Origin of the sequence: Oerskovia merdavium, assembly GCF_014836755.1 — a bacterium.
GTDB classification, from domain to species: domain Bacteria; phylum Actinomycetota; class Actinomycetes; order Actinomycetales; family Cellulomonadaceae; genus Oerskovia; species Oerskovia merdavium.
On sequence record NZ_JACSQF010000005.1, the window covers coordinates 186,032 to 204,749 of the forward strand.

General features: G+C 72.0%; 22 protein-coding genes. 6 read left to right on the top strand and 16 right to left on the bottom strand.

All coding sequences use genetic code 11. From position 1 onward, the window contains the following. Window positions 1-11: 11 nt before the first annotated feature. From H9641_RS06810 to H9641_RS06850, 9 genes are all read right to left on the bottom strand, one after another. Entirely contained in the window at window positions 12-1,571 is a 1,560-nt protein-coding gene (locus H9641_RS06810; RefSeq protein WP_191802158.1) for a glycosyl hydrolase family 18 protein, read from the bottom strand. Window positions 1,572-1,828: 257 nt separating this feature from the next. Next, window positions 1,829-2,254 carry a D-aminoacyl-tRNA deacylase gene (dtd, locus tag H9641_RS06815; RefSeq protein WP_191802160.1) on the bottom strand — a complete coding sequence of 142 codons (426 nt, stop codon included), beginning with the start codon at window positions 2,252-2,254 and terminating at the stop codon, window positions 1,829-1,831. Then, window positions 2,251-3,261, bottom strand: a complete 1,011-nt coding sequence (locus H9641_RS06820) for an asparaginase (protein WP_318244428.1) — start codon at window positions 3,259-3,261, stop codon at window positions 2,251-2,253. The genes dtd and H9641_RS06820 overlap by 4 nt, the downstream gene beginning before the upstream one ends. Further along, entirely contained in the window at window positions 3,255-3,608 is a 354-nt protein-coding gene (locus tag H9641_RS06825; RefSeq protein WP_318244429.1) for a DUF2516 family protein, read from the bottom strand. Before H9641_RS06825 ends, H9641_RS06820 begins: the two co-directional genes overlap by 7 nt. Before the next feature lie 9 nt (window positions 3,609-3,617). Then, window positions 3,618-4,043, bottom strand: a complete 426-nt coding sequence (locus tag H9641_RS06830) for a type II toxin-antitoxin system VapC family toxin (protein WP_191802161.1) — start codon at window positions 4,041-4,043, stop codon at window positions 3,618-3,620. Between the two features lie 12 nt (window positions 4,044-4,055). Then, a complete protein-coding gene (locus H9641_RS06835) occupies window positions 4,056-4,319 on the bottom strand; it encodes a type II toxin-antitoxin system Phd/YefM family antitoxin (protein WP_191802163.1) in 264 nt (87 codons plus the stop codon). A gap of 76 nt (window positions 4,320-4,395) precedes the next feature. Beyond that, window positions 4,396-5,547: an FUSC family protein gene (locus H9641_RS06840; protein WP_191802165.1), complete on the bottom strand. Its 1,152-nt coding sequence runs from the start codon at window positions 5,545-5,547 to the stop codon at window positions 4,396-4,398. A 78-nt stretch (window positions 5,548-5,625) separates the two neighbouring features. Then, the gene (gene ygfZ, locus H9641_RS06845; protein WP_191802167.1) at window positions 5,626-6,837 is read right to left on the bottom strand and encodes a CAF17-like 4Fe-4S cluster assembly/insertion protein YgfZ; all 1,212 of its coding nucleotides are present in this window, start codon (window positions 6,835-6,837) and stop codon (window positions 5,626-5,628) included. Window positions 6,838-6,925: 88 nt separating this feature from the next. Beyond that, entirely contained in the window at window positions 6,926-7,546 is a 621-nt protein-coding gene (locus H9641_RS06850; protein ID WP_191802169.1) for an FABP family protein, read from the bottom strand. Between the two features lie 259 nt (window positions 7,547-7,805). Here H9641_RS06850 and H9641_RS06855 point away from each other — a divergent pair, with 259 nt between their 5' ends. Beyond that, window positions 7,806-8,210, top strand: a complete 405-nt coding sequence (locus H9641_RS06855; RefSeq protein ID WP_318244430.1) for a DsrE family protein — start codon at window positions 7,806-7,808, stop codon at window positions 8,208-8,210. A gap of 97 nt (window positions 8,211-8,307) precedes the next feature. Here the strand turns inward: H9641_RS06855 and H9641_RS06860 are convergent, their stop codons facing one another. From H9641_RS06860 to H9641_RS06875, 4 genes are all read right to left on the bottom strand, one after another. Further along, entirely contained in the window at window positions 8,308-8,979 is a 672-nt protein-coding gene (locus H9641_RS06860) for a pentapeptide repeat-containing protein (RefSeq protein WP_191802172.1), read from the bottom strand. A gap of 87 nt (window positions 8,980-9,066) precedes the next feature. Next, complete coding sequence (locus tag H9641_RS06865; RefSeq protein WP_056645122.1) at window positions 9,067-9,528, bottom strand: DUF4395 domain-containing protein; 462 nt, start codon at window positions 9,526-9,528, stop codon at window positions 9,067-9,069. Between the two features lie 79 nt (window positions 9,529-9,607). Then, window positions 9,608-10,036, bottom strand: a complete 429-nt coding sequence (locus tag H9641_RS06870) for a thioredoxin family protein (protein ID WP_056645120.1) — start codon at window positions 10,034-10,036, stop codon at window positions 9,608-9,610. A gap of 53 nt (window positions 10,037-10,089) precedes the next feature. Further along, window positions 10,090-10,824 carry a hypothetical protein gene (locus H9641_RS06875; protein ID WP_056645118.1) on the bottom strand — a complete coding sequence of 245 codons (735 nt, stop codon included), beginning with the start codon at window positions 10,822-10,824 and terminating at the stop codon, window positions 10,090-10,092. A gap of 207 nt (window positions 10,825-11,031) precedes the next feature. Between H9641_RS06875 and H9641_RS06880 the strand changes: the two genes are divergently transcribed. Both H9641_RS06880 and H9641_RS06885 read left to right on the top strand, forming a co-directional pair. Continuing rightward, window positions 11,032-11,796 (top strand): winged helix-turn-helix transcriptional regulator, encoded by a 765-nt coding sequence (locus H9641_RS06880; RefSeq protein WP_056645117.1) that lies wholly within the window; start codon window positions 11,032-11,034, stop codon window positions 11,794-11,796. Continuing rightward, on the top strand, window positions 11,793-12,725 hold the full coding sequence (locus H9641_RS06885) for an alpha/beta fold hydrolase (protein ID WP_191802174.1): 933 nt from the start codon (window positions 11,793-11,795) through the stop codon (window positions 12,723-12,725). The genes H9641_RS06880 and H9641_RS06885 overlap by 4 nt, the downstream gene beginning before the upstream one ends. Window positions 12,726-12,786: 61 nt before the next feature. Here H9641_RS06885 and nth read toward each other — a convergent pair whose 3' ends face one another. Beyond that, a complete protein-coding gene (gene nth / locus H9641_RS06890; protein ID WP_068626508.1) occupies window positions 12,787-13,551 on the bottom strand; it encodes an endonuclease III in 765 nt (254 codons plus the stop codon). Between the two features lie 195 nt (window positions 13,552-13,746). Here nth and H9641_RS06895 point away from each other — a divergent pair, with 195 nt between their 5' ends. Next, on the top strand, window positions 13,747-14,424 hold the full coding sequence (locus H9641_RS06895) for a Crp/Fnr family transcriptional regulator (RefSeq protein ID WP_056645111.1): 678 nt from the start codon (window positions 13,747-13,749) through the stop codon (window positions 14,422-14,424). A 119-nt stretch (window positions 14,425-14,543) separates the two neighbouring features. On the opposite strand, the gene H9641_RS06900 is transcribed toward H9641_RS06895, so the two are convergent. Together H9641_RS06900 and H9641_RS06905 are read right to left on the bottom strand one after the other, a co-directional pair. Next, window positions 14,544-15,020, bottom strand: coding sequence for a RidA family protein (locus H9641_RS06900; protein WP_191802175.1), 477 nt, complete (start codon window positions 15,018-15,020; stop codon window positions 14,544-14,546). Continuing rightward, a complete protein-coding gene (locus tag H9641_RS06905; RefSeq protein WP_191802177.1) occupies window positions 15,020-15,184 on the bottom strand; it encodes a hypothetical protein in 165 nt (54 codons plus the stop codon). The genes H9641_RS06900 and H9641_RS06905 overlap by 1 nt, the downstream gene beginning before the upstream one ends. A 187-nt stretch (window positions 15,185-15,371) precedes the next feature. On the opposite strand from H9641_RS06905, the gene H9641_RS06910 reads away from it, so the two are divergent. Together H9641_RS06910 and H9641_RS06915 are read left to right on the top strand one after the other, a co-directional pair. Continuing rightward, window positions 15,372-17,726, top strand: coding sequence for a transglycosylase domain-containing protein (locus tag H9641_RS06910; protein WP_191802179.1), 2,355 nt, complete (start codon window positions 15,372-15,374; stop codon window positions 17,724-17,726). A gap of 11 nt (window positions 17,727-17,737) precedes the next feature. Beyond that, a complete protein-coding gene (locus tag H9641_RS06915; RefSeq protein ID WP_191802182.1) occupies window positions 17,738-18,682 on the top strand; it encodes a metallophosphoesterase in 945 nt (314 codons plus the stop codon). Window positions 18,683-18,718: the final 36 nt, after the last annotated feature.

Genomic DNA, 18,718 nt, shown 5'->3' on the forward strand with positions numbered 1-18,718 from the left:
GACGCCTGAGGTCAGGCGCAGGTGCCGACCACGCGCCACGGTGCCCAGTGCGTCTCCGTGCCCGGAGCGTTGGTGTGGACCCACCAGTTGGCCTGGTAGTTGACGCCCTCGTGGGACGTCACACGGCCACCGGTGTAGGTCGCGGCCTTGCTCCACGCCGGGAAGCACCCAGCAGGGGCGTCCGAGTCGACGGGGCCCGTCTTCGCGGCACGGTAGACGTCCGCAGCCGTTCCGACGAGCTCGTCCTCGTAGTCACCTGCGAGGTCCCACCACATCGAGCCACCGAGGCCCTTCTCCGCGACCCACTTCGCCTTGTACTCGACGGCGCGCGGGGAGTCGACGCTCCACCACTCGTTGCCGTCGTAGCGCCACGAGGAGCCGGTCTTCTCGTCGAAGTACTCGGTGCCGAAGTCGCGCAGCTCGAAGTACTGCTTGTAGCCGGGCTCGTGCGTGCCCTCGGCAACACCGGCGGCGCGCTGCCAGACGCCGGCCTTGCCACCGTCCTCGACGCCCGTCCAGCCACGACCGAAGGCCGGGATGCCGAGCGTGATCTGCTGCGGGTCGACGCCACGGCTCAGGTACAGGTTGATCCCCTGCTCGACCGAGATGTCCCCGGAGTAGGACGGGTCGTCCTTCAGGTTGGACTGGTGCCCCGCGAGGTTCGGCGACCAACCGCCGTGCAGGTCGTAGCCCTGGATGTTGCCGTAGTCGAGGTAGTCGAAGATCTTCGGGGCGTCCCAGCCCGCGTTGATGGCCGTCGGGTTCACGGGGATGTAGGACGAGAGGAGGTACTCCTTGTCCTGCGACGCGCCGTACTCGTCGAGCTGCTCGCGGAACTCCGCGAGGAGCGCCGTGAAGTTCGCCTTGTCGTTGATCGGGTCGACGAAGTTCTCGGGGTGCTGAGCCCAGTCCGGGGCCCCGGGCCACTCCCAGTCGATGTCGATGCCGTCGAAGAGACCAGCGGCAGCCGCCGGGCCGCCTCGGCCGTCGATGACCGGCAGGTTGCCCTTGAGGTACAGGTCGACGCACGAGGACACGAACTTCTCGCGCGACTCGGGCGTCGCTGCGGCCTTCGAGAAGAACTTGGACCAGGTCCAGCCACCGATCGACACCAGAACCTTGGTGTCGGGGTTCTTCTCCTTCAGCTTGATCAGCTGGTTGAAGTTCCCGGCGAGCGCCTGGTCGGCGGTGTCCGCCACGCCGTCGATCGAGTCCTCGGCGCTCACGGCGTCGACGAAGTCGGCGCCCGCCACACCCGCACCGTCGTTGCCGCCCACCTCGGGCGTGCCCGCCTTGTCGGAGATGAAGCACGAGAGGTCGGTCGGGTGGATGTTCCCGAACGCGTAGTTGACGTGCGTGATCTGGTCGGCCTGACCGGACTCCTGGAAGTCCTTCACGGTGTAGCCGTAGTTCTCCGGCGCCCACGACATGAAGTACCCGACGTTGCGGTAGCCGTTGATGTCGTTCTCGCCGTTGGGGCTGGCCGCCACGGGGGCAGCAGGAGCTGCCGTCGCGCTGCCGGCCGCGACCAGGCCGGTCGCCACGAGCGCGAGCGTCGTCGCGGACACCATCGCGCCGAGCGCTCGGCGGCGCCCCGGTGAAGGAGTGGTTCGAGATGCGTGCAAAGGGAGGCCTCTTCGTCTTCCGTGCTGCGGGCCCCGGACCGTTCCGGAGCCCCAGATGCTGGGCTCTTCGAACCTAACCAGGCTCACGCACGAAAGATGTACGAGTGTTCCACATGGTTCACAGCGGTCACATAAGGGATTTCCCGTAGAAAGCAGGAGAACGATGCGAAACGGTACGAACGGTAACCATTCGCGCCAGGACGCTACGCCTCGACCAGGATCGTCACGGGCCCGTCGTTGACGAGCTCGACCTGCATGTCCGCGCCGAACACGCCCGTCGCGACCTCGACCCCCTTGGCGCGCAGCGCGGCGACCACGGCATCGACGAGCGGCTCTGCGACGTCTCCCTTGGCCGCGCCGTTCCACGACGGCCGACGGCCCTTCCTGGTGTCCGCATAGAGCGTGAACTGGCTGATCACGAGGACCGGGGCGCCCTCGTCGAGCACCGACCGCTCGTCGCGCAGGATCCGCAGCTCGGCGATCTTGCGCGCGACCAGCTCGACCTGCGCCGGCCCGTCGTCGTGCGTCACACCCACGAGCGCGACCAGGCCGGGCCGGTCCACGCGCCCCACGACCTCCCCGTCGACGCTCACGCTCGCGCGCGTGACCCGCTGCACGAGGGCCCTCACGAGGTGCGGCCCGAGGAGAACGCAGCGCGCACCTCGCCCACGGGCGCGCCCCCGCCCAGGACGGGGCTGCGGCCCACGCGGTCGAGCGCGGCGGCGTCAGCCCCGGGAAGATCGCCCGCACCGAGCGCCTCCAGCGCGGCGACGAGCACCGCGGGCCGCGGGCGCGGCGAACCGTCGAGGACCTTGAAGGCGAGCGCACGACCGTCGGGCAGCCCGACCCCGTACACGCCGTCCGCCCCGTCCTTGGCCACGAGCCCGGGGACGGCCCGCATGACGTCGGTGGCGTCGCGACCGGTCCCGCCGACCATCTCCGGGAACCCGGACATGGCGCGCGCGACCTCAGCCTCGGGCGACGCCGGATCCGCGACGGGCGCTCCGGCCAGCCGGCCGAAGGCCCGGGCCATGCCCTGCAACGTCGTCGAGAACAACGGCGCACCGCAGCCGTCCACCGTGACATGGAGCCCGGACGCGTCGTCGCCCGTGAGCTCGAGCAACGTCTCGCGGATCGCGACCTGCAGCGGGTGCGCGGGGTCGAGGTACGTCTCGGTGTCCCAGCCCGACGCGACGCACGTCGCGAGCATCGCGGCGTGCTTGCCCGAGCAGTTCTGCGTGATCGACGCGGGCCCGTTGCCCAGCTCCTGCCACGCGAACGCGGCGGGCGGGTAGACCGGCATGTCCGGGGTGTTGCGCAGCGCGGACTCGTCGAGACCCGCGCCCGTGAGGATCTCGCGCGCGCCCGCGAGGTGGAAGTCCTCGGCGTTGTGGCTCGCGGCGGCCAGCGCAAGGAGGCGCGGCGGCAGCGACAGGCCGTGACGGAGCATCGCGACGGCCTGGAACGGCTTGACCGACGATCGGGGCCAGATCACGGTCGACGGGTCGCCCACCGCGAGGTCGACCTCACCCGACGCGTCGAGCGCGACCAGGTGGCCCAGGTGCACGGACTCGACCAGGTCGCCCCGGACCACCTCCGCGAGCGGAGCGGCCGAGCGCAGCACGGGGGTCACCACCCGCCCGGACGGCCGCCGCGCGACCCGCCGGAACCTCCGGAACCGCGTCCGAACCCGTACGGCTTGAGCCGCGGGCGCACGTCGACCAGGTAGATGAACGCGGGGACCAGCGCGATGAGGTTGAAGAAGCTCCCGCTCGTCAGCATCATGGGCGGCAGGCCGAGGAACCCGATCGCCGCGGCGACCCCGAGGATCGCCGACCAGATCGGCTTGGTGAGCTTTCCCTCGGCCGTGAACCCGTTCGCAGGACGCCGGAGCGCGTCGACGAGCGCGACGGCCTGGGCCGCGAACACCACGACCGCGAGGATGACGAGGACGAGCCACTGGGCTCCACCGAAGCTGATCACGCTCCGAGCCTACGGCAGGACGCGCAGCGACTCCGCGCGGGCCGCCGCGGCCACCCGCTCGTCCCACACCGCGAAGATCGCGTCGTCGTGACGCAGGGTCAGGGCCGAGGCCAGGTGGACGGCGTCGGCCCCGCGCAGCGCGTGGCCGTCGGCCCCCGCGAGGGTGCTCGCACGGTCCAGGACCTCCGGGGAGACCTCGACCAGGTGCAGCGCGGGCCACAACAGGTCCCACGTCGCGAGGGCATCAGCACGCTCGACCGCGTCGAGCGCACCCGACCGCTCCCCCGCGGCGAGGGCCGCCCGGACCTCGGTGTCGGACAGCCGGCTCGTGGTGACCACGTCCGCCCGGTTCCAGAGCGCACTGGCCAGCTCCGAGCCGGGCTCGGCCACGCACAGCTTCACGAGCGCGCTCGCATCGAAGTAGACCAGTGCCACGGGGACCGCCCGTCAGCGTCGGATGCGGCGCACGAGGCCCGACATCGCCGACTGCTTCGCCACCGGACGTGCCGGCGGCGTGTGGACGGGGCGCTCCTCGGTGGCCGGCGTCAGGAGCCCGTCCCTGGTGAGCGAGGCGATGAGGTCCGCGCTCTCCACCGCGCTCAGCCGCGCCACGGGGATACCACGCTCGGTGATCACCACGTCCTCTCCGTCACGTGCCCGCTCGATCCACGACTTCAGCTCGGCCCGCAGGGCGCTGACGGAAACCTCCATCCCCCGAAGGTACCGGCACGTGCCCGGATTGCGTAGACCTCCACGCGATCGGATCTCACGGACCTCCGGGCGCCGCTCAGAGCTCGGTGAGCGCCTCGCGCGCCTCGCGCGGCGACATCCCCGCGGCCTCGAGCGTGTCGACGATCGGGGACCGCAGGAGCATGACGAGCGACTGGACCTGCCAGTCGCCCGCGCCCACGGTCCGGGGGTCCGCCGCGGCGGCCGTCTCCGCGAGGATCTCGCGCGCCGTGACCGGGTCCTTGCCCGCCCCGATCGCCTCGGCCAGCACCCGGGTCCCCGCCGCGTACCGGTCGATGATGGCCGCGACCGGCAGGAGGTCGTGCTCCGGTCCGGCGACGGGGCGAGACCGGCGCGCGAGGACCCGGATGCTGCGCATCGCCCGGTCGACCAGGACCGCCTTGCGCTCGAGGTCGCCCAGCTCGGTACGGTGCTTGCGCCCCACGGCGCTCACCCGGGACAGCTCCTGGGCGCTGGTCGCGGTGGCCTGCCACTCCTCGAGCGCGGGCTCGGACGCCCGGCCGCGCACGAGCGCTGCGTCCAGGTCGTCCACGTCGCCCGAGCGGAACCCCCGCGCGAGCAGCTCGAGCGTCTCGGCGAGCTCGGTGGTCGCCTCGTCCCCCAGGATGCGGGGTCGACGGCGCGGGTCCCCCGGGGTCAGCGTCGCGGCGAGCAGCGCGATCGCCCCGCCAACGAGCGCGTCCACGAGCCGACCGCCGGGACCTCCGGTCTGGGTCGCAGGCAGCCCCACGATGACGATCGCCTGCACGCCCGCCTGGGTCGCCAGGAGCGCGCCACGATCGATGAACCGTGCGACGAGCGCCGAGGTCGCGAGCACGACCGCGACCTGCCACCACCCCGAGCCGATGAAGTGGACGACCAGGTCGCCCAGCCCGACGCCGACCGCGACCCCGATCGCGAGCTCACCCACCCGGCGGACCTGCCGGTCGAGGCTGAACCCGAGACAGATCCACGCCGAGACGGGTGCGAAGAACGGGTACGGGTGACCGAACACGTAGTAGGAGATCCCGTACGCGATCCCGGCCGCGAGAGAGGCCTGGACGATGGGCCAGAACGCCGCCCGCACCCGGGAGCGCCCCTGGCGGAGCCTGGCGCGGAGCAGCAGCTGACGGAACGCCTTGCGAGCCGTCTCGACGGCCCCCGGTTCCGGCGTCGCCGTCCCGTCGGAGGCGTCCCGCGACTGCGTCATGTGCTCCTGCTCACCGGGTCCCGGCGACCCGGCAGCACCCGAGGACGGTGTGCCCGCAGGACGGCTCCGGCGCGGTCATCAGATCATGCTCCGGGGGGCGTCCTGCCCGCGGGGCGTGATCCCCCGAGCCACGGGACCACGCGGGGCCGGACGGTCGACCGAGACCCCCTCGCCCGGGACGACGACCTCCTGGGCCGCCGCCACGGCGCCTCCGTCGCAGTCGACCACGAGCTCGACGTCCTCGGGGGCGCTGCGCTTGAGGACAGCGAGCGCGATGGGCCCGAGCTCGTGGTGGCGAGCGACCGAGGTCACGGTGCCGACCGGACGGCCGGTGGGCACGGCGCCGTCGGCACCGGGCTCACCACCGGGCAGACGGACCTCGGCACCCGCGACGGGCAGCAGGTGCCCCGACCCGTCGAGGTGGAGCATCACGAGGCGGCGCGGCGGCCGACCCATGTTGTGCACGCGCGCGACCGTCTCCTGCCCGCGGTAGCAGCCCTTGTTCAGGTGGACGGCGGTCCGGAGCCAGTCGAGCTCGTGCGGGATCGTGCGGTTGTCCACCTCGGTCGCGAGGCGAGGACGCCAGGCCTCGACCCGCAGGGCCTCGCTCGCCCACGTCCCGGCCAGCCGCCAGCCGGCCGCCTCCCGGGACGCGACGGCGTCGGGCAGCTCGGCACGAGGCACCAGCACGAGGCGCCACGCGCGGTGCGCACCGGGGTGCTCGTCGTCCGCGGGGCCGTACCGCGTGCCGCCGGGCGCGGTGCGCGGCCAGGGGTCGCGCCAGGTGACGGGCTCGCCCTCGGCGCCCTCCGCGTCACGAGGCTCGCCGAGCACCGCGATCTCGTCGGTCATGTCCGTGATCTCGACGCGCAGCGCGAACTTCATGCGGTCGAGCCAGGCCGTGAGGGCCGGGGCGTGCGACCCCTCGGTCACGAGCCACGTGGACTCGCCGTCGTCCACGACGCCCGCGGAGTGCTCGACGTGCCCCTGCGGGCTCAGGACGAGCAGCTCGGTCGAGGTCCGGGGTGCGAGCCCCAGCAGGTTCTGCGAGGTGATCGAGTTCAACCAGGTGAGGCGGTCGGGTCCCTCGACGCGCACGACCCCGTGGTGCGAGAGGTCGACGACAGCGCCGCCCGCCTCGAGCGCACGCTGCTCGCCCGTGGGGTCGCCGTAGTGCCAGGCGACTCCCGCGTCCGGTCCGGAACCCGCGACCGCACCGGGGCGGGCCAGCAGCGGGCTCGTCCGGGCGGGGGCCTCGGTCTGGGGTGCGTCTTCGGTGCCAGCAGTCACGATCGAACAACCTCCTCGGCGCCGCGGGCGGCGCGCACGTCCGTCCGGCCGTGCGGTGGCGACGGCCGTACCTCACGCGTCGGACGGACTACAGGCGGTCCAGCTTCGCCGACGCATACGACTGCAACGGTTGACCGAAGGCCGCCAATTCCCAGACCCACATGAGCTGGCCCTGCACGTTGCCGTACAGGCGGTTCGACGCCGACACCTCGGCGGACGTCGAGGTGCGCACCATGGCGTCGCTCGACAGGTCCACGCGGCCGTTGCCGATCACGCCCAGGTACAGGGTCATGCGGCCCGACGGGTCCGCGATCATGACCTCGATCGCCGACTTGTCCTCGGGCAGGCCCTCGGGGCGTTCCGGGGAGACGCGCCAGTAGCCGGTCTCGGTGGACCAGATCCGCCCCGGCGCGAGATGACCCTCGGTGCTGGGCTCGGTCGAGTCGCTCGACGGGTCGGCCTCGGGGTCGGCGGGCTGGTCCGCGGTCCAGGACTCGGGCACCGTCTCCGGGACCTCGGCCTCGAGGACGCGGATCGTCGACTCGTACCGCAGGTAGGGGCCGCCGTCGTGGTCGAACGTCACGTCCTGGACGAACGGCGTCTCGGGGATGCCCGGGTAGGCGATGACCCCCTCACCGCGCCACGAACCCACGAGCCACGCGAGCGGGTAGGCCTCGGGGGCGAGCCCCTCAGGGAACGCGAAAGCCATCTGGTGGTACCTCCGGCGGTGCCGGTCGCGACGGACCGGTGAGTGACGACAGGGAGAGACGGGACCCGGGTCCCGCCGGGCGACGGACGCCCGGCGTGACGATCAGGTCAGCGCTGACCCTGGTACAGCTTGTAGACGACGAACCCGGCGAACCACGTGATGGTCACGGTCGCGGCGATCAGCAGTCCCAGGAAGATGAGCTCGAGTGCATGCGTGGACATGTCGCCGATCCTACCTTCCGGCCTCTAGGCTCGCGCACGTGACCACCCAGCCAGTCGTGCCGCAGCCCTCGACCGCCTCCGCCCAGCGCTCGCTGGTCGTCAAGACGACCTCGGGGCTCGAACGCCCCGAGGCGACCAACCAGGCGTTCACGGTCGCGTCCGCGGCCGTCGCCGCAGGGGTCGAGGTGAGCCTGTGGCTCACCGGGGAGTCGGCGTGGTTCGGGCTGCCGGGGCGTGCGAGCGAGCTCGAGCTCGAGCACGCGGCCGCGCTGCCGGACCTGCTCGCGGTCGTCCTCGAGGCGGGGACCGTCACGGTCTGCACCCAGTGCGCGGCGCGCCGCGGCATCACCGAGGCCGACGTGCTGCCCGGTGTGCGGATCGCAGGGGCCGCGGTGTTCGTGGAGGAGTCGCTCCGCCCGGGGGCGCAGGCGCTCGTCTACTGAGAGTGCGCGGTCCGCCGAGGACGGCGTGCGCCGTACGTGCTGCCGCCCCTGCCCGACGGCGGAGCACCCCGCGGCCATCGCACCACGTGCCGTGGCCTCAGTCCTCGACCCGGATCCCCAGCTCGGCCGCGAACAGCGGGGCGAGATCCACGAGCTGCGCCGGGCTCACCGTGGCCCCGGCGAGCCTCTCGATGCTCGTGATCCGCCGCAGCGCCGCACCCCGCAGGTCGACGTGCACCAGGCGGGCGCTCGCGAGGACGATGTGGTCGACCGTCGTGTCCTCGAACGCGACCCGGGTGGCCTGGGCGTTCGTCAGGTCGAGCTCGTCGACCGTGCAGCGCGTGAGCCGCAGGTCGCGGACCGTCGCGCCCCGGAGGTTGACGTAGCCGAGCTTGCAGTCGACGAGCTCGACCGACCGCCACGCCGACTCGTAGAGCTCGGCCGACCCGATCCGCGAACCGTCCAGGACCACGTCGTGCCAGACCGAGCGCGGTGCGCTGAGCACGGGGGCGTCGATCCTCTCGAGCCGCGACTCGCTGAACGTCGCGGCCCGCAGGTCGGCCTGGTGGAGCGAGACCCCGACGAGGTCGCAGCGCTCGAACGTGATGTCCGCCAGGTCGGCGTGGGACAGGTCCGCGCCTTCGAACCGCTCGTCGTGGCGGCGCTCCTCGGCCCCGAGCCCTGCGGCGTCACCCGGGGGCCTGACGCCGGCACGCAGCCTCTTGATCCTGGGCGGGACGGTAATCGGGGGGCTGGACTGTGCTGGCACCGCTCGACCCTACGCTCCGCACGCGGACGCGCCGAGACCCCGCGGGCCCCGGCGCCGTCCTCCGTGGTCGAGAAGGCGACGCGCGCCTCAGCGAGCGGGCGCGAACCGGCGGATCAGCAGGTACATCTCGCAGCCGAGGCACAGCCCGAAAGCGGCGTTGAGCACCGCGGCGACGAGAGCGAGCCCCGCCGCGACCGGCACCGCCACGAGGGACACCGTGAAGCCCAGGACCACGCCGACCCCGGTGATGACGAACCCGACCCCCTGCGCGAAGCGAGGAGGACGCGGGTCCTCGCGCTCCGCCGTCGGGCCGAGGCGAGGCTGGACGAAGGTCTTGAAGACCCACCCCTGCCACGTGCCCTGCGCCCCGCGCAGCGTCCCGAGCAGGAAGCTCAGCGCGACGAACGTCAGGACCCACAGCGCGGCCTCCGACGATCCCAGGAGAAGGGTGACCGCGAGCAGCAGCGCGGTGATCCCTGCCCCGACGCGGGGACCTCGCGGGTCGATGCCCTGTGGCGCGCTCACAGCGGGGGTGGACTCGTGCGACATGCGGGCTCCTCGGTGGGACGGGCCGTCAGCGGAGCCTCGGGCGGGATTCTCAGCAGGACGATCGAGCGGCACGGCCCGCTCAGGCGACCGAACCCGCCGGCACGTCGAGCGCCTCGAGCGCGTGCGCCCTGCTCACGCTGCCGCTCATGCGGGCGACCTCGCGACCGGCCGGGTCCAGGACGAGCACCGTCGGCGTGCGCAGTATGCCGAACGTTCGCACGAGGTCGTGGTGCTCGTCGACGTCCATCTCACGATGTGTCACGTCGGTGCGGGCCGCGACGACCTCGTCGAGCACCCTGGCCGTGTGACGGCAGGGCGAGCAGAACTCCGACGAGAACTGCACGAACGTCCGGTGGTCCCCCAGCACGATCCCGCGGGCCGACCAGTCGACCGCGGCAGCGGGCTGGGCGTCCCGGAGCCGGACCACTCCCTGCCGGCGCTGCCACCACACGCCGAGGAGCACGCTCGCGCCGAGCAGCGCGAGGAGGATCACGATGCGCCAGACCATGGTTCGACCTTCCCGTCGTCCGTCTGCGGTGCGTCCGGAGAGAGCCGGGCAGGTCAGCCCACGAGGACCCGACCCACCACGAAGACCAGGATGCCCCCGACCGTCACCGGAAGCACTATGGCAGCAAGCGCGGCAGCCCTGCGCTCGAGGGCCGGCAGCTGGTCGAACAGCGCGTGCAGGGACGCGACGAGCAACCCTGAGACCGCCCCCGTCCACAGCCCGTTGGCGGTCACGACCTCGGGGAGCGCCCACGCCAGGGCGCCGCCGGCGGCGATCGACGCCGCGAGGGTCAGGAGCGTGTTCCACCAACCGGGCACGGGCAGTGCCGAGACCGCCGAGGCGACGGCCAGCGTCGCCGCGCACGTCACGACGAGGGCTGCGCCGGCATCGGTGCGGTCCGTCGCGATCCACCCGGCGGCGGAGACCGCGACCACGAGCCCGCTGACCGTGCCCAGCAGGGACTCGACCAGGCGTGGCCGTCCGTCGCGGCGGAGCATCTCGGCGACGAACGCCAGGACGACCCCCATCGCGAGCACGAGCGGCAGGTTGCGCAACGAGGGCTCGCCCTCGGTCGCGGCGACCGCGGCGACCGCCCCGACCCCGGTCAGGCCGATGACCAGGCCGGACCCACCGGGAGCGGGCTGGTTGAGCAGCGACGGCCACCCGATCGCCACGAGGACGGCCAGTGCCGCGGACGCGAGGGTGAGCGGGAGGAGCCCGAAGAAGGCTGCGACGGCGACCGCGGCGGCCACCACCGCGGTGGCGACTGCGCGTGAGGAGAGACCCACTAGGCGCACTCTCCCTGCGTCAGGGAGCGAGCGGCACCGGGTCCGGAAAGGCTGAGCACGAACATGAGTCTCCCAGATGACGCGCGGCGGCGAACACGAAACAAGGTTGTAACAGCAGAAAGGCCCTGGTCACCCCGTTGACGTCTGTTCAACGCGCTACGGTAATGATTCCGGCCTTCTCGAAGGTCACTGGGAGGAGGTGCGTCGGTGGCAGAGCTGTTGATCCTGACACCGGCGACAGGTGGGTCCGTCGAGGTCCTGCCTGCGCTGGGACTGTTGTCGCACCGCATACGGGTGCTGCCCATGGAGCCGTCGGCTCTGGTGGACGCGCCGGACTCGGACGTCCTGCTGCTCGACGCGCGTCGTGACCTGGTCGCAGCGCGCACCACGTGCCGCCTGCTGCGCGCCACGGGTCTCGCGGTGCCGCTCGTGCTCGTCCTCACCGAGGGCGGCCTGACGGTCGTGACGGCCGAGTGGGGGGCCGACGACCTGCTGCTCGAGTCGGCGGGCCCCGCCGAGGTCGAGGCCAGGCTCCGGCTGGTCGTCGAGCGCTCGGCGCACGGTCGGGCCGAGGACGCCCCGCAGGAGATCTCGGCGGGCGAGCTCGCGATCGACGCCGGCGGGTACACCGCGAGGCTGCGCGGGCGCCCGCTCGACCTGACCTACAAGGAGTTCGAGCTCCTCAAGTACCTGGTGCAGCACCCGGGCCGCGTCTTCACGCGGGCCCAGCTGCTGCAGGAGGTCTGGGGGTACGACTACTACGGGGGCACGCGCACGGTCGACGTCCACGTACGGCGCCTGCGCGCCAAGCTGGGCCCCGAGCACGAGCAGCTCATCGGCACCGTCCGTAACGTCGGCTACCGGTTCGACCCGCCCAAGGACCGGCGGGCCCAGTCCGCCGAGATGCCGGACGCCGCCCAGCCCACGGACGAGTCCGCCCTCGCGGAGGACCAGGTAAGTTCGTCCGGGTGACGACCGACTCGAGCGACTTCTCCGCAGCACTCGTCGACGGCCCCTGGCGGCACGAGTTCGTGCCCGCCAACGGTGCGCGCTTCCACGTCGCCCTCGCGGGACCGGAGTCCCGTGGAGGGGGTTCGAGCGCGCCGCTCGTGCTGCTGCTGCACTCCTTCCCGCAGTTCTGGTGGGCATGGCGCCACCAGCTCGAGGCTCTCGGCGAGGCGGGCTACCGCGTGGGCGCCATGGACCTGCGGGGCACGGGCGCCTCGGACAAGCCGCCGATCGGGTACGACGCCCCGACCCGCACGCGCGACGTCGCGGGCGTCGTCCGGTCGCTCGGTGCTGACCGGGCTGTCGTCGTCGGGCACGGGAGCGGAGGCGGGCTCGCCTGGGCCATGGCCGCGCTCCAGCCCGCCGTGACCTCGGGCGTCGCGGCCTTCGCCGCGCCGCACCCCTCGCACGTGCACGCCTCGGGTCGCCGCCTGCTCACGCCCGTCGCTCAGCGGCACCTGGCCTTCGCGCAGCTGCCCACGCTGCCCGAGCGCGCGCTGACCCGCGACGACCTGGTCGCGCGCGTCCTCGCGGACGGCGCGGCCTCGCCGCTCTCCCCGGAGGCGGTCGAGACCTACACGACCGTCATGCGCATCCCGTTCGCGGCGCACTCCGCGATGGAGGCGATCCGCTGGTCGGTGCGTTCCACGCCCCGGCCCGACGGGCGTCGCTACCGCAGCGCGCTGCGCCGCCCGCTCAACGTCCCGACCCTCCAGGTCCACGGCGGGGCGGACGGGTTCCTGCGTCGGGAGCTCACCGACGCGGACGCCGCGGCGGTCTCGCGCAGCCTGCGCTTCGAGGTCCTCGAGGGGGCGGGGCACTTCCTCCCCGAGGAGGCGCCCGACGACGTCACGCGCCTCCTGCTGGACTGGTTGCCCACCACGCAGGGCTGAGTCGCGCAGGAGACGACGACGGCTGCGGCCGACCGGGCCGCCGTCGTCGTGAGAGCTGCGCTCAGTCGGTCTTGACCAGGGTCGCCGCGACCACAGGATCCGTCTCGCCGATGCCGAACGACGGGCACAGGTGCGAGATGGTGCACGCCCCGCACGCGGGCCTGCGCGAGAAGCAGACCCGGCGGCCGTGGAAGATCAGGCGGTGCGAGAGCATGGTCCACTCGCGCTTCTCGATCAGCTCGCCGACCTCGGTCTCGACCTTGACCGGGTCCTCCTCCGAGGTCCACTCGAGGCGACGCACGAGACGCCCGAAGTGCGTGTCGACCGTCAGGCCGGGGACGCCGAACGCGTTGCCCAGCACGACGTTCGCCGTCTTGCGCCCGACGCCCGGCAACGTCACCAGGTCGTCGAGCTTCTTGGGGACCTGTCCGCCGTAGCGCTCGACGAGCGCCTGACCGATCCCGATGACGGCCTGCGCCTTGGCCCGGAAGAATCCGAGCGGGCGCAGGACGTCCTCGAGGTCGAGACGGTCGGCCGCGGCGTACGCGGCGGCGTCCGGGTAGCGCGAGAAGAGCTCGGGGGTGGTGAGGTTGACCCGCTTGTCCGTCGTCTGCGCCGAGAGCACCGTCGCGATCAGGAGCTCGAGCGGCGTGGTGAAGTCGAGCTCGCAGCGTGCGTCCGGGTACGTCTCCGCCAGCTCGCGGTTGGTGCGCCGCGCACGCCGGACGAGCGCGAGGCGTGACTCGGCGGAAGGACCCGCCGGAGCCTGCGGTCGCGCGGGCGAAGGAGAGGGAGCAGGACGCGAGGTACCACCCGAAGAGGTCACGTTGGGCAGCCTACTCGGCCCCACCCACACACCCCTCCCACAGGATCGACGCAGGCCGGTCCCAGGCGTTGGCGTCCCAAGTTGCGCGCATGAGGCAGACTTGTGGGAGGAATCACGAGTACCGGTTCGCTCGAACTCCGCCGATGCAGACGGGCACATGCCGGGAAAGTCCGCTCAACACCCGAAGGACATCGCGTGGACGACGACGTAGTGCTCTCCGCCCCCCTCTTCGCCACCATGGACCGCGAAGAGACCCGGACGCTGTTCGACTCGATGCAGCAGATCGAGCTCACCCGTGGGGACGTACTGTTCCGCGAGGGCGAGCCCGGCGACAGGCTGTACGTGATCGCACAAGGCAAGATCAAGCTCGGCCGACGCTCGAACGACGGCCGGGAGAACCTCCTGTCCATCCTCGGACCGGGCGAGATGTTCGGTGAGCTCTCGCTCTTCGACCCGGGCCCCCGCACGGCCACGGCGAGCTCGGTCTCCGACGCGCTCCTCTACGAGCTGCGCCACGAGCAGCTGATCGAGTGGATCGAGAAGCACCCGAGCGTGGCGAAGCACCTGCTCAACGCGCTCGCCCGCCGACTGCGACGCACCAACGAGACCCTCGCGGACCTCGTGTTCTCCGACGTCCCGGGCCGTGTGGCCAAGGCGCTCCTCGACCTGTCGACCCGCTTCGGCGAGGAGACCGAGGAGGGGGTGCGCGTCGCGCACGACCTCACCCAGGAGGAGCTCGCCCAGCTCGTCGGCGCCTCGCGCGAGACCGTGAACAAGGCCCTCGCCGACTTCGCGACCCGCGGGTGGGTCCGTCGTGAGGGCCGTGCCGTCGTGCTCCTCGACGTGGACCGCCTGGAGCGTCGCGCGCGCTGACCGCGCCCCCTCGTCGACCGGAGGCCGGTCGGACCACCCCTCGCGGGGTCGGCCCGACCGGCCTCTCGTCGTGCTGCCGTTCCTGCGGACGAACCGTGCTGCGCGCTCGGGAGGACGGGTCAGTCCGCGAGCTCCACGACCAGCTCGACCTCGACCGGCGAGTCCAGCGGGAGCACCGCGACACCGACCGCGCTGCGCGCGTGCACGCCCGTCTCGCCGAAGATCTCGCCGAGCACCTGGCTCGCGCCGTTGACGACGCCCGGCTGCCCCGTGAACGACGGGTCGCTCGCGACGAAGCCCACGACCTTGACGATCCTGGTCACCTGGTCGAGGTTGCCGACGAGCGCGTGCACGGCCGCGAGCGCGTTGAGCGCGCACGTGCGGGCGAGCACCGCGGCGTCGGCAGCAGCGACGAGCCCGTCGCCCTCACCGACCTTGCCGGTCACCGGGAGCGCGCCGTCGACGAAGGGCAGCTGACCCGAGGTGTAGACGTACCGTCCCGTGCGCACGGCAGGGACGTACGCGGCGACGGGCGCTGCGACGTCGGGCAGCGTGATGCCCAGCTCCGCGAGGCGGGCCGCGATGCTCGCCGCCACTACTGGCCGCCGGTGGGGCGCTTGAGGTAGGCCACGAGCCCGTTGCCGTCGGGGCCCGTGACGACCTGGACGAGCTCCCAGCCGTCGGAGCCCCACTGGTCGAGGACAGCCTTGGTGTTGTGGATGATGAGGGGGATGGTCGCGTACTCCCAGGTGGTTGCCATGCGACCGAGCGTAGCCGGGATCGCCGGTCCGGTCAGCGCATCGTGACCTGCGACGCGGCCGTGGTCCACGGCCTTTCTGCGGTCACGGATGCTCCGCAACCCGGCCCGTGGATGCTTACACAACCCGCACACCCGGCAGGGGTGAGAACGCCCGGGAAGCGTCGGCGCCCTCCCGTAGGCTTGGGCCATGGCCTCACCTGCGCGTCCCCGTCGACAAGTCAACGCCTATCAGCTCATCGCCCTGCTGCTGGCGTTCGTCCTCGTCTCAGGGGTCGGCGGAGTCCTCGGTGCAGGCCTCCTGATCCCGCTCGCGGCCGGCGCGAGCCAGCTCACGGACAGCACCGTCCAGATCTTCGACGAGCTCCCCGACGAGCTCGTGCCGGGGCCGCTCTCCGAGAAGTCGAGCGTCTACGCGAACGACGGGACCACGCTCCTCGCGACGTTCTACACCGAGAACCGCATCGTCGTGCCTCTCGAGGAGGTGTCGGTGCACATGCGCAACGCCGTGGTCGCGACCGAGGACAAGCGCTTCTACGAGCACGGCGGGGTCGACATCGAGGGCACCACGCGTGCCGCCATCAACAACGCCACGGGCGGCGCCAAGCAGGGTGGCTCGAGCCTCACGCAGCAGTACGTGAAGAACGTCCTGATCGAGCAGGCCGTGCGCGACGAGGACCCCATCGCCGTCGAGGCGGTCAAGGAGAGCTCGATCGAGCGCAAGGCCCGCGAGGCCAAGCTCGCCATCTCGCTCGAGAAGCGCATGACCAAGGACGAGATCCTCCAGGGCTACCTGAACATCGCGCAGTTCGGCATCCGGGTCTACGGCGTCGAGACCGCGTCCCAGCACTACTTCGGCAAGCACGCCGCCGACCTCAGCATCGTCGAGGCCGCGACCATCGCGGGCGTGACCAACGCGCCGGGCGCCTACGACCCGGTGTCCAACCCGGTCGACTCCGAGAAGCGGCGCAACCTCGTGCTCGGCCGCATGCTCGAGCAGGACTACATCACCCAGCAGGAGCACGACGAGGCCGTCGCGACCCCGCTGGCCGACACGCTCAACGTCCAGCCCGTCACGGTCGGTTGCCAGGCCGCCAACGGCGCCGCGTTCTTCTGCGACTACGTCACCAAGGTCATCACGTCGGACCCGATCTTCGGCGAGACGCAGAAGGAGCGCCAGGCCCTGCTCTACCGCGGTGGCCTCGACATCACCACGACGCTCGACCCCCGCCTGCAGACCGCCGCAGAGGCCGAGGTCACCTCGGCGATCCCCGCGTCGGACCCCAGCGGCATCGAGAACGCGCTCGTGACGGTCGAGCCCGGCACGGGCAAGATCCTCGCGATGGCCCAGAACCGGCCCTACGACGCGTCGCTCGAGGCCGCTCCGGGCACCACGGCCCAGAACTACAGCGCGGACCAGGCGCACGGCTCCTCGCGCGGCTTCTCCCCCGGCTCCACGTGGAAGCCCTTCCTGCTCGCCGAGTGGCTGAACGCGGGGCACACCCTCAACGAGACCGTCAACGCGAACCGGCGTGAGTGGAACGTGGGGCGTGACTTCACGTCGTCGTGCACCAAGCTCAACGTCGGCGAGAAGTGGAACCCCAACAACTCCGACGGCCAGGGCAAGGGCAGCATGACCGTCCTGGCAGCGACGGCCAACTCGGTCAACACCGCGTACGCCGACATGGCGAGCAAGCTCGACCTCTGCGCGGTGGCCAGCACCGCGAAGTCCGTGGGCTTCGCCCCGTCCCTCACGAAGGACAAGGGCGAGGTGGAGGTCCGCCCCTCCATGATCATCGGCACCCAGAACTCCTCCCCGCTGCAGATGGCGGCCGCGTTCGCGACCTTCGCGAGCGGTGGCACGTACTGCGAGCCCGTCGCGATCACGAGCGTCGTCGACCAGTCCGGCGAGGAGATCGAGGTCCCGTCGGCGAACTGCAACCCGAACGCCCTGGACCCCGCGGTCGCCAACACCGTCACGTACGCGCTGCAGGGCGTCATGACGCAGGGCTCGGGCAAGAAGTCCCAGCTCGCCGACCGGCCGAGCGCCGGGAAGACCGGGACCGCCCAGCTCAACACGCACAACTGGTTCGTCGGCTACACGCCCCAGCTCGCCACGGCCGTCTGGATCGGCAACGCCGAGACCGACATCCAGATGCGCAGCAACGGACGCGGCCGGTTCTACATCAACGGTGTGGGCAAGCAGTGGTGGTTCGGCTCCGACCTGGCCGCCCCCATGTGGAAGAACTACATGACGGCAGCCCTCGAGGGCGTGCCGGTCGTCGAGTTCCCGGCTCCGGACCCCAAGCTCCTCGGCAAGGTCCAGGCACCGCCCACGACCGACGGCGGCACGACCGGATCGGGCAGCAACGGCACCGGGAACGGTGGCACCGGATCGGGCAGCAACGGGTCGGGCTCCGGGAACAACGGGTCCGGTGGCAACAACGGATCCGGCAACGGCAACGGGAACAGCGGCGGCGACAACGGCGGTGGCAACGGCGACGGCAACGGCGACGGCGCCACGACCCCCGAGGAGCAGGACTGACCCGGTCCCGCGTGCACCCCGCACTGGTCGGTCTCGGCGCTCTCGCCGCGGTCGGTGCCGGGGGGCTCGCTTACGCCCACGTCGAGACCAAGCTGTTCACGCTCCGCGAGGTCGCGGTCCCGGTGCTCCCGCCGGGGCACGCCGACCTGCGGGTCCTGCACTTCTCGGACCTGCACCTCACGCCCAGCCAGGAGCGCAAGATCGAGTGGGTCCGGTCGCTCGCCGCGCTGCGCCCCGACTTCGTGGTGGACACGGGTGACAACATGGCGCACCTCGACTCGCTCGAGCCGCTCCTGTACGCGCTCGAACCGCTCCTGAGCAGCGCGCCCGGTGCCTTCGTCATGGGCTCGAACGACTACTACGCCCCCTCGCCCAAGAACCCGGCACGCTACCTGCTGCCGGACGCGCGGATCTTCCACAAGATCGATCCGCCGAAGCTCCCGGCCGCGGAGCTGGCTGCCGCGATGTCCTCGGCCGGCTGGATCGACCTCACCAACCGGCGCGACGCGGTCGACGTCGGCGGTCTGCACATCGACCTGGTGGGCGTCGACGACCCTCATCTCGACCGGGACGTCTTCCCTGCCGCACCCGAGCGGGCGGCGCGACGCGCGGGGACCGACGCTGCGCCGTCGGGCCTGCGGATGGGCGTGGTGCACGCGCCCTACGTGCGCGTCCTCGACCAGATGCACGACGACGGCGCCGACGTCATCCTCGCCGGCCACACGCACGGCGGCCAGCTCTGCGTCCCGTTCTACGGGGCGCTCGTGACCAACTGCGACCTGGACCGCGGGCGGGCCAAGGGCCTGCACGGCTGGCCCGGGGCACGGCCCGACGCCCCCGGCGGCGAGGACTCGACCTGGCTCAACGTCTCGGCCGGAGCGGGCACGTCACCCTACGCGCCGTTCCGATTCGCGTGCCGTCCGGAGGCCACGATCGTGACGCTGACCGCACGCTGAGGCAGCGGTTTCGTCCCAGGGGCAAACGTCCGCTAT

What these genes read in the sequence shown, in the direction of transcription:
- H9641_RS06810 (WP_191802158.1), bottom strand. Translation starts at nt 1,571, where the DNA reads ATGGTGTCCGCGACGACGCTCGCGCTCGTGGCGACCGGCCTGGTCGCG.
- H9641_RS06835 (WP_191802163.1), bottom strand. Translation starts at nt 4,319, where the DNA reads ATGGAGGTTTCCGTCAGCGCCCTGCGGGCCGAGCTGAAGTCGTGGATC.
- H9641_RS06840 (WP_191802165.1), bottom strand. Translation starts at nt 5,547, where the DNA reads ATGACGCAGTCGCGGGACGCCTCCGACGGGACGGCGACGCCGGAACCG.
- H9641_RS06850 (WP_191802169.1), bottom strand. Translation starts at nt 7,546, where the DNA reads ATGGCTTTCGCGTTCCCTGAGGGGCTCGCCCCCGAGGCCTACCCGCTC.
- H9641_RS06865 (WP_056645122.1), bottom strand. Translation starts at nt 9,528, where the DNA reads ATGTCGCACGAGTCCACCCCCGCTGTGAGCGCGCCACAGGGCATCGAC.
- H9641_RS06870 (WP_056645120.1), bottom strand. Translation starts at nt 10,036, where the DNA reads ATGGTCTGGCGCATCGTGATCCTCCTCGCGCTGCTCGGCGCGAGCGTG.
- H9641_RS06905 (WP_191802177.1), bottom strand. Translation starts at nt 15,184, where the DNA reads ATGGCAACCACCTGGGAGTACGCGACCATCCCCCTCATCATCCACAAC.
- H9641_RS06910 (WP_191802179.1), top strand. Translation starts at nt 15,372, where the DNA reads ATGGCCTCACCTGCGCGTCCCCGTCGACAAGTCAACGCCTATCAGCTC.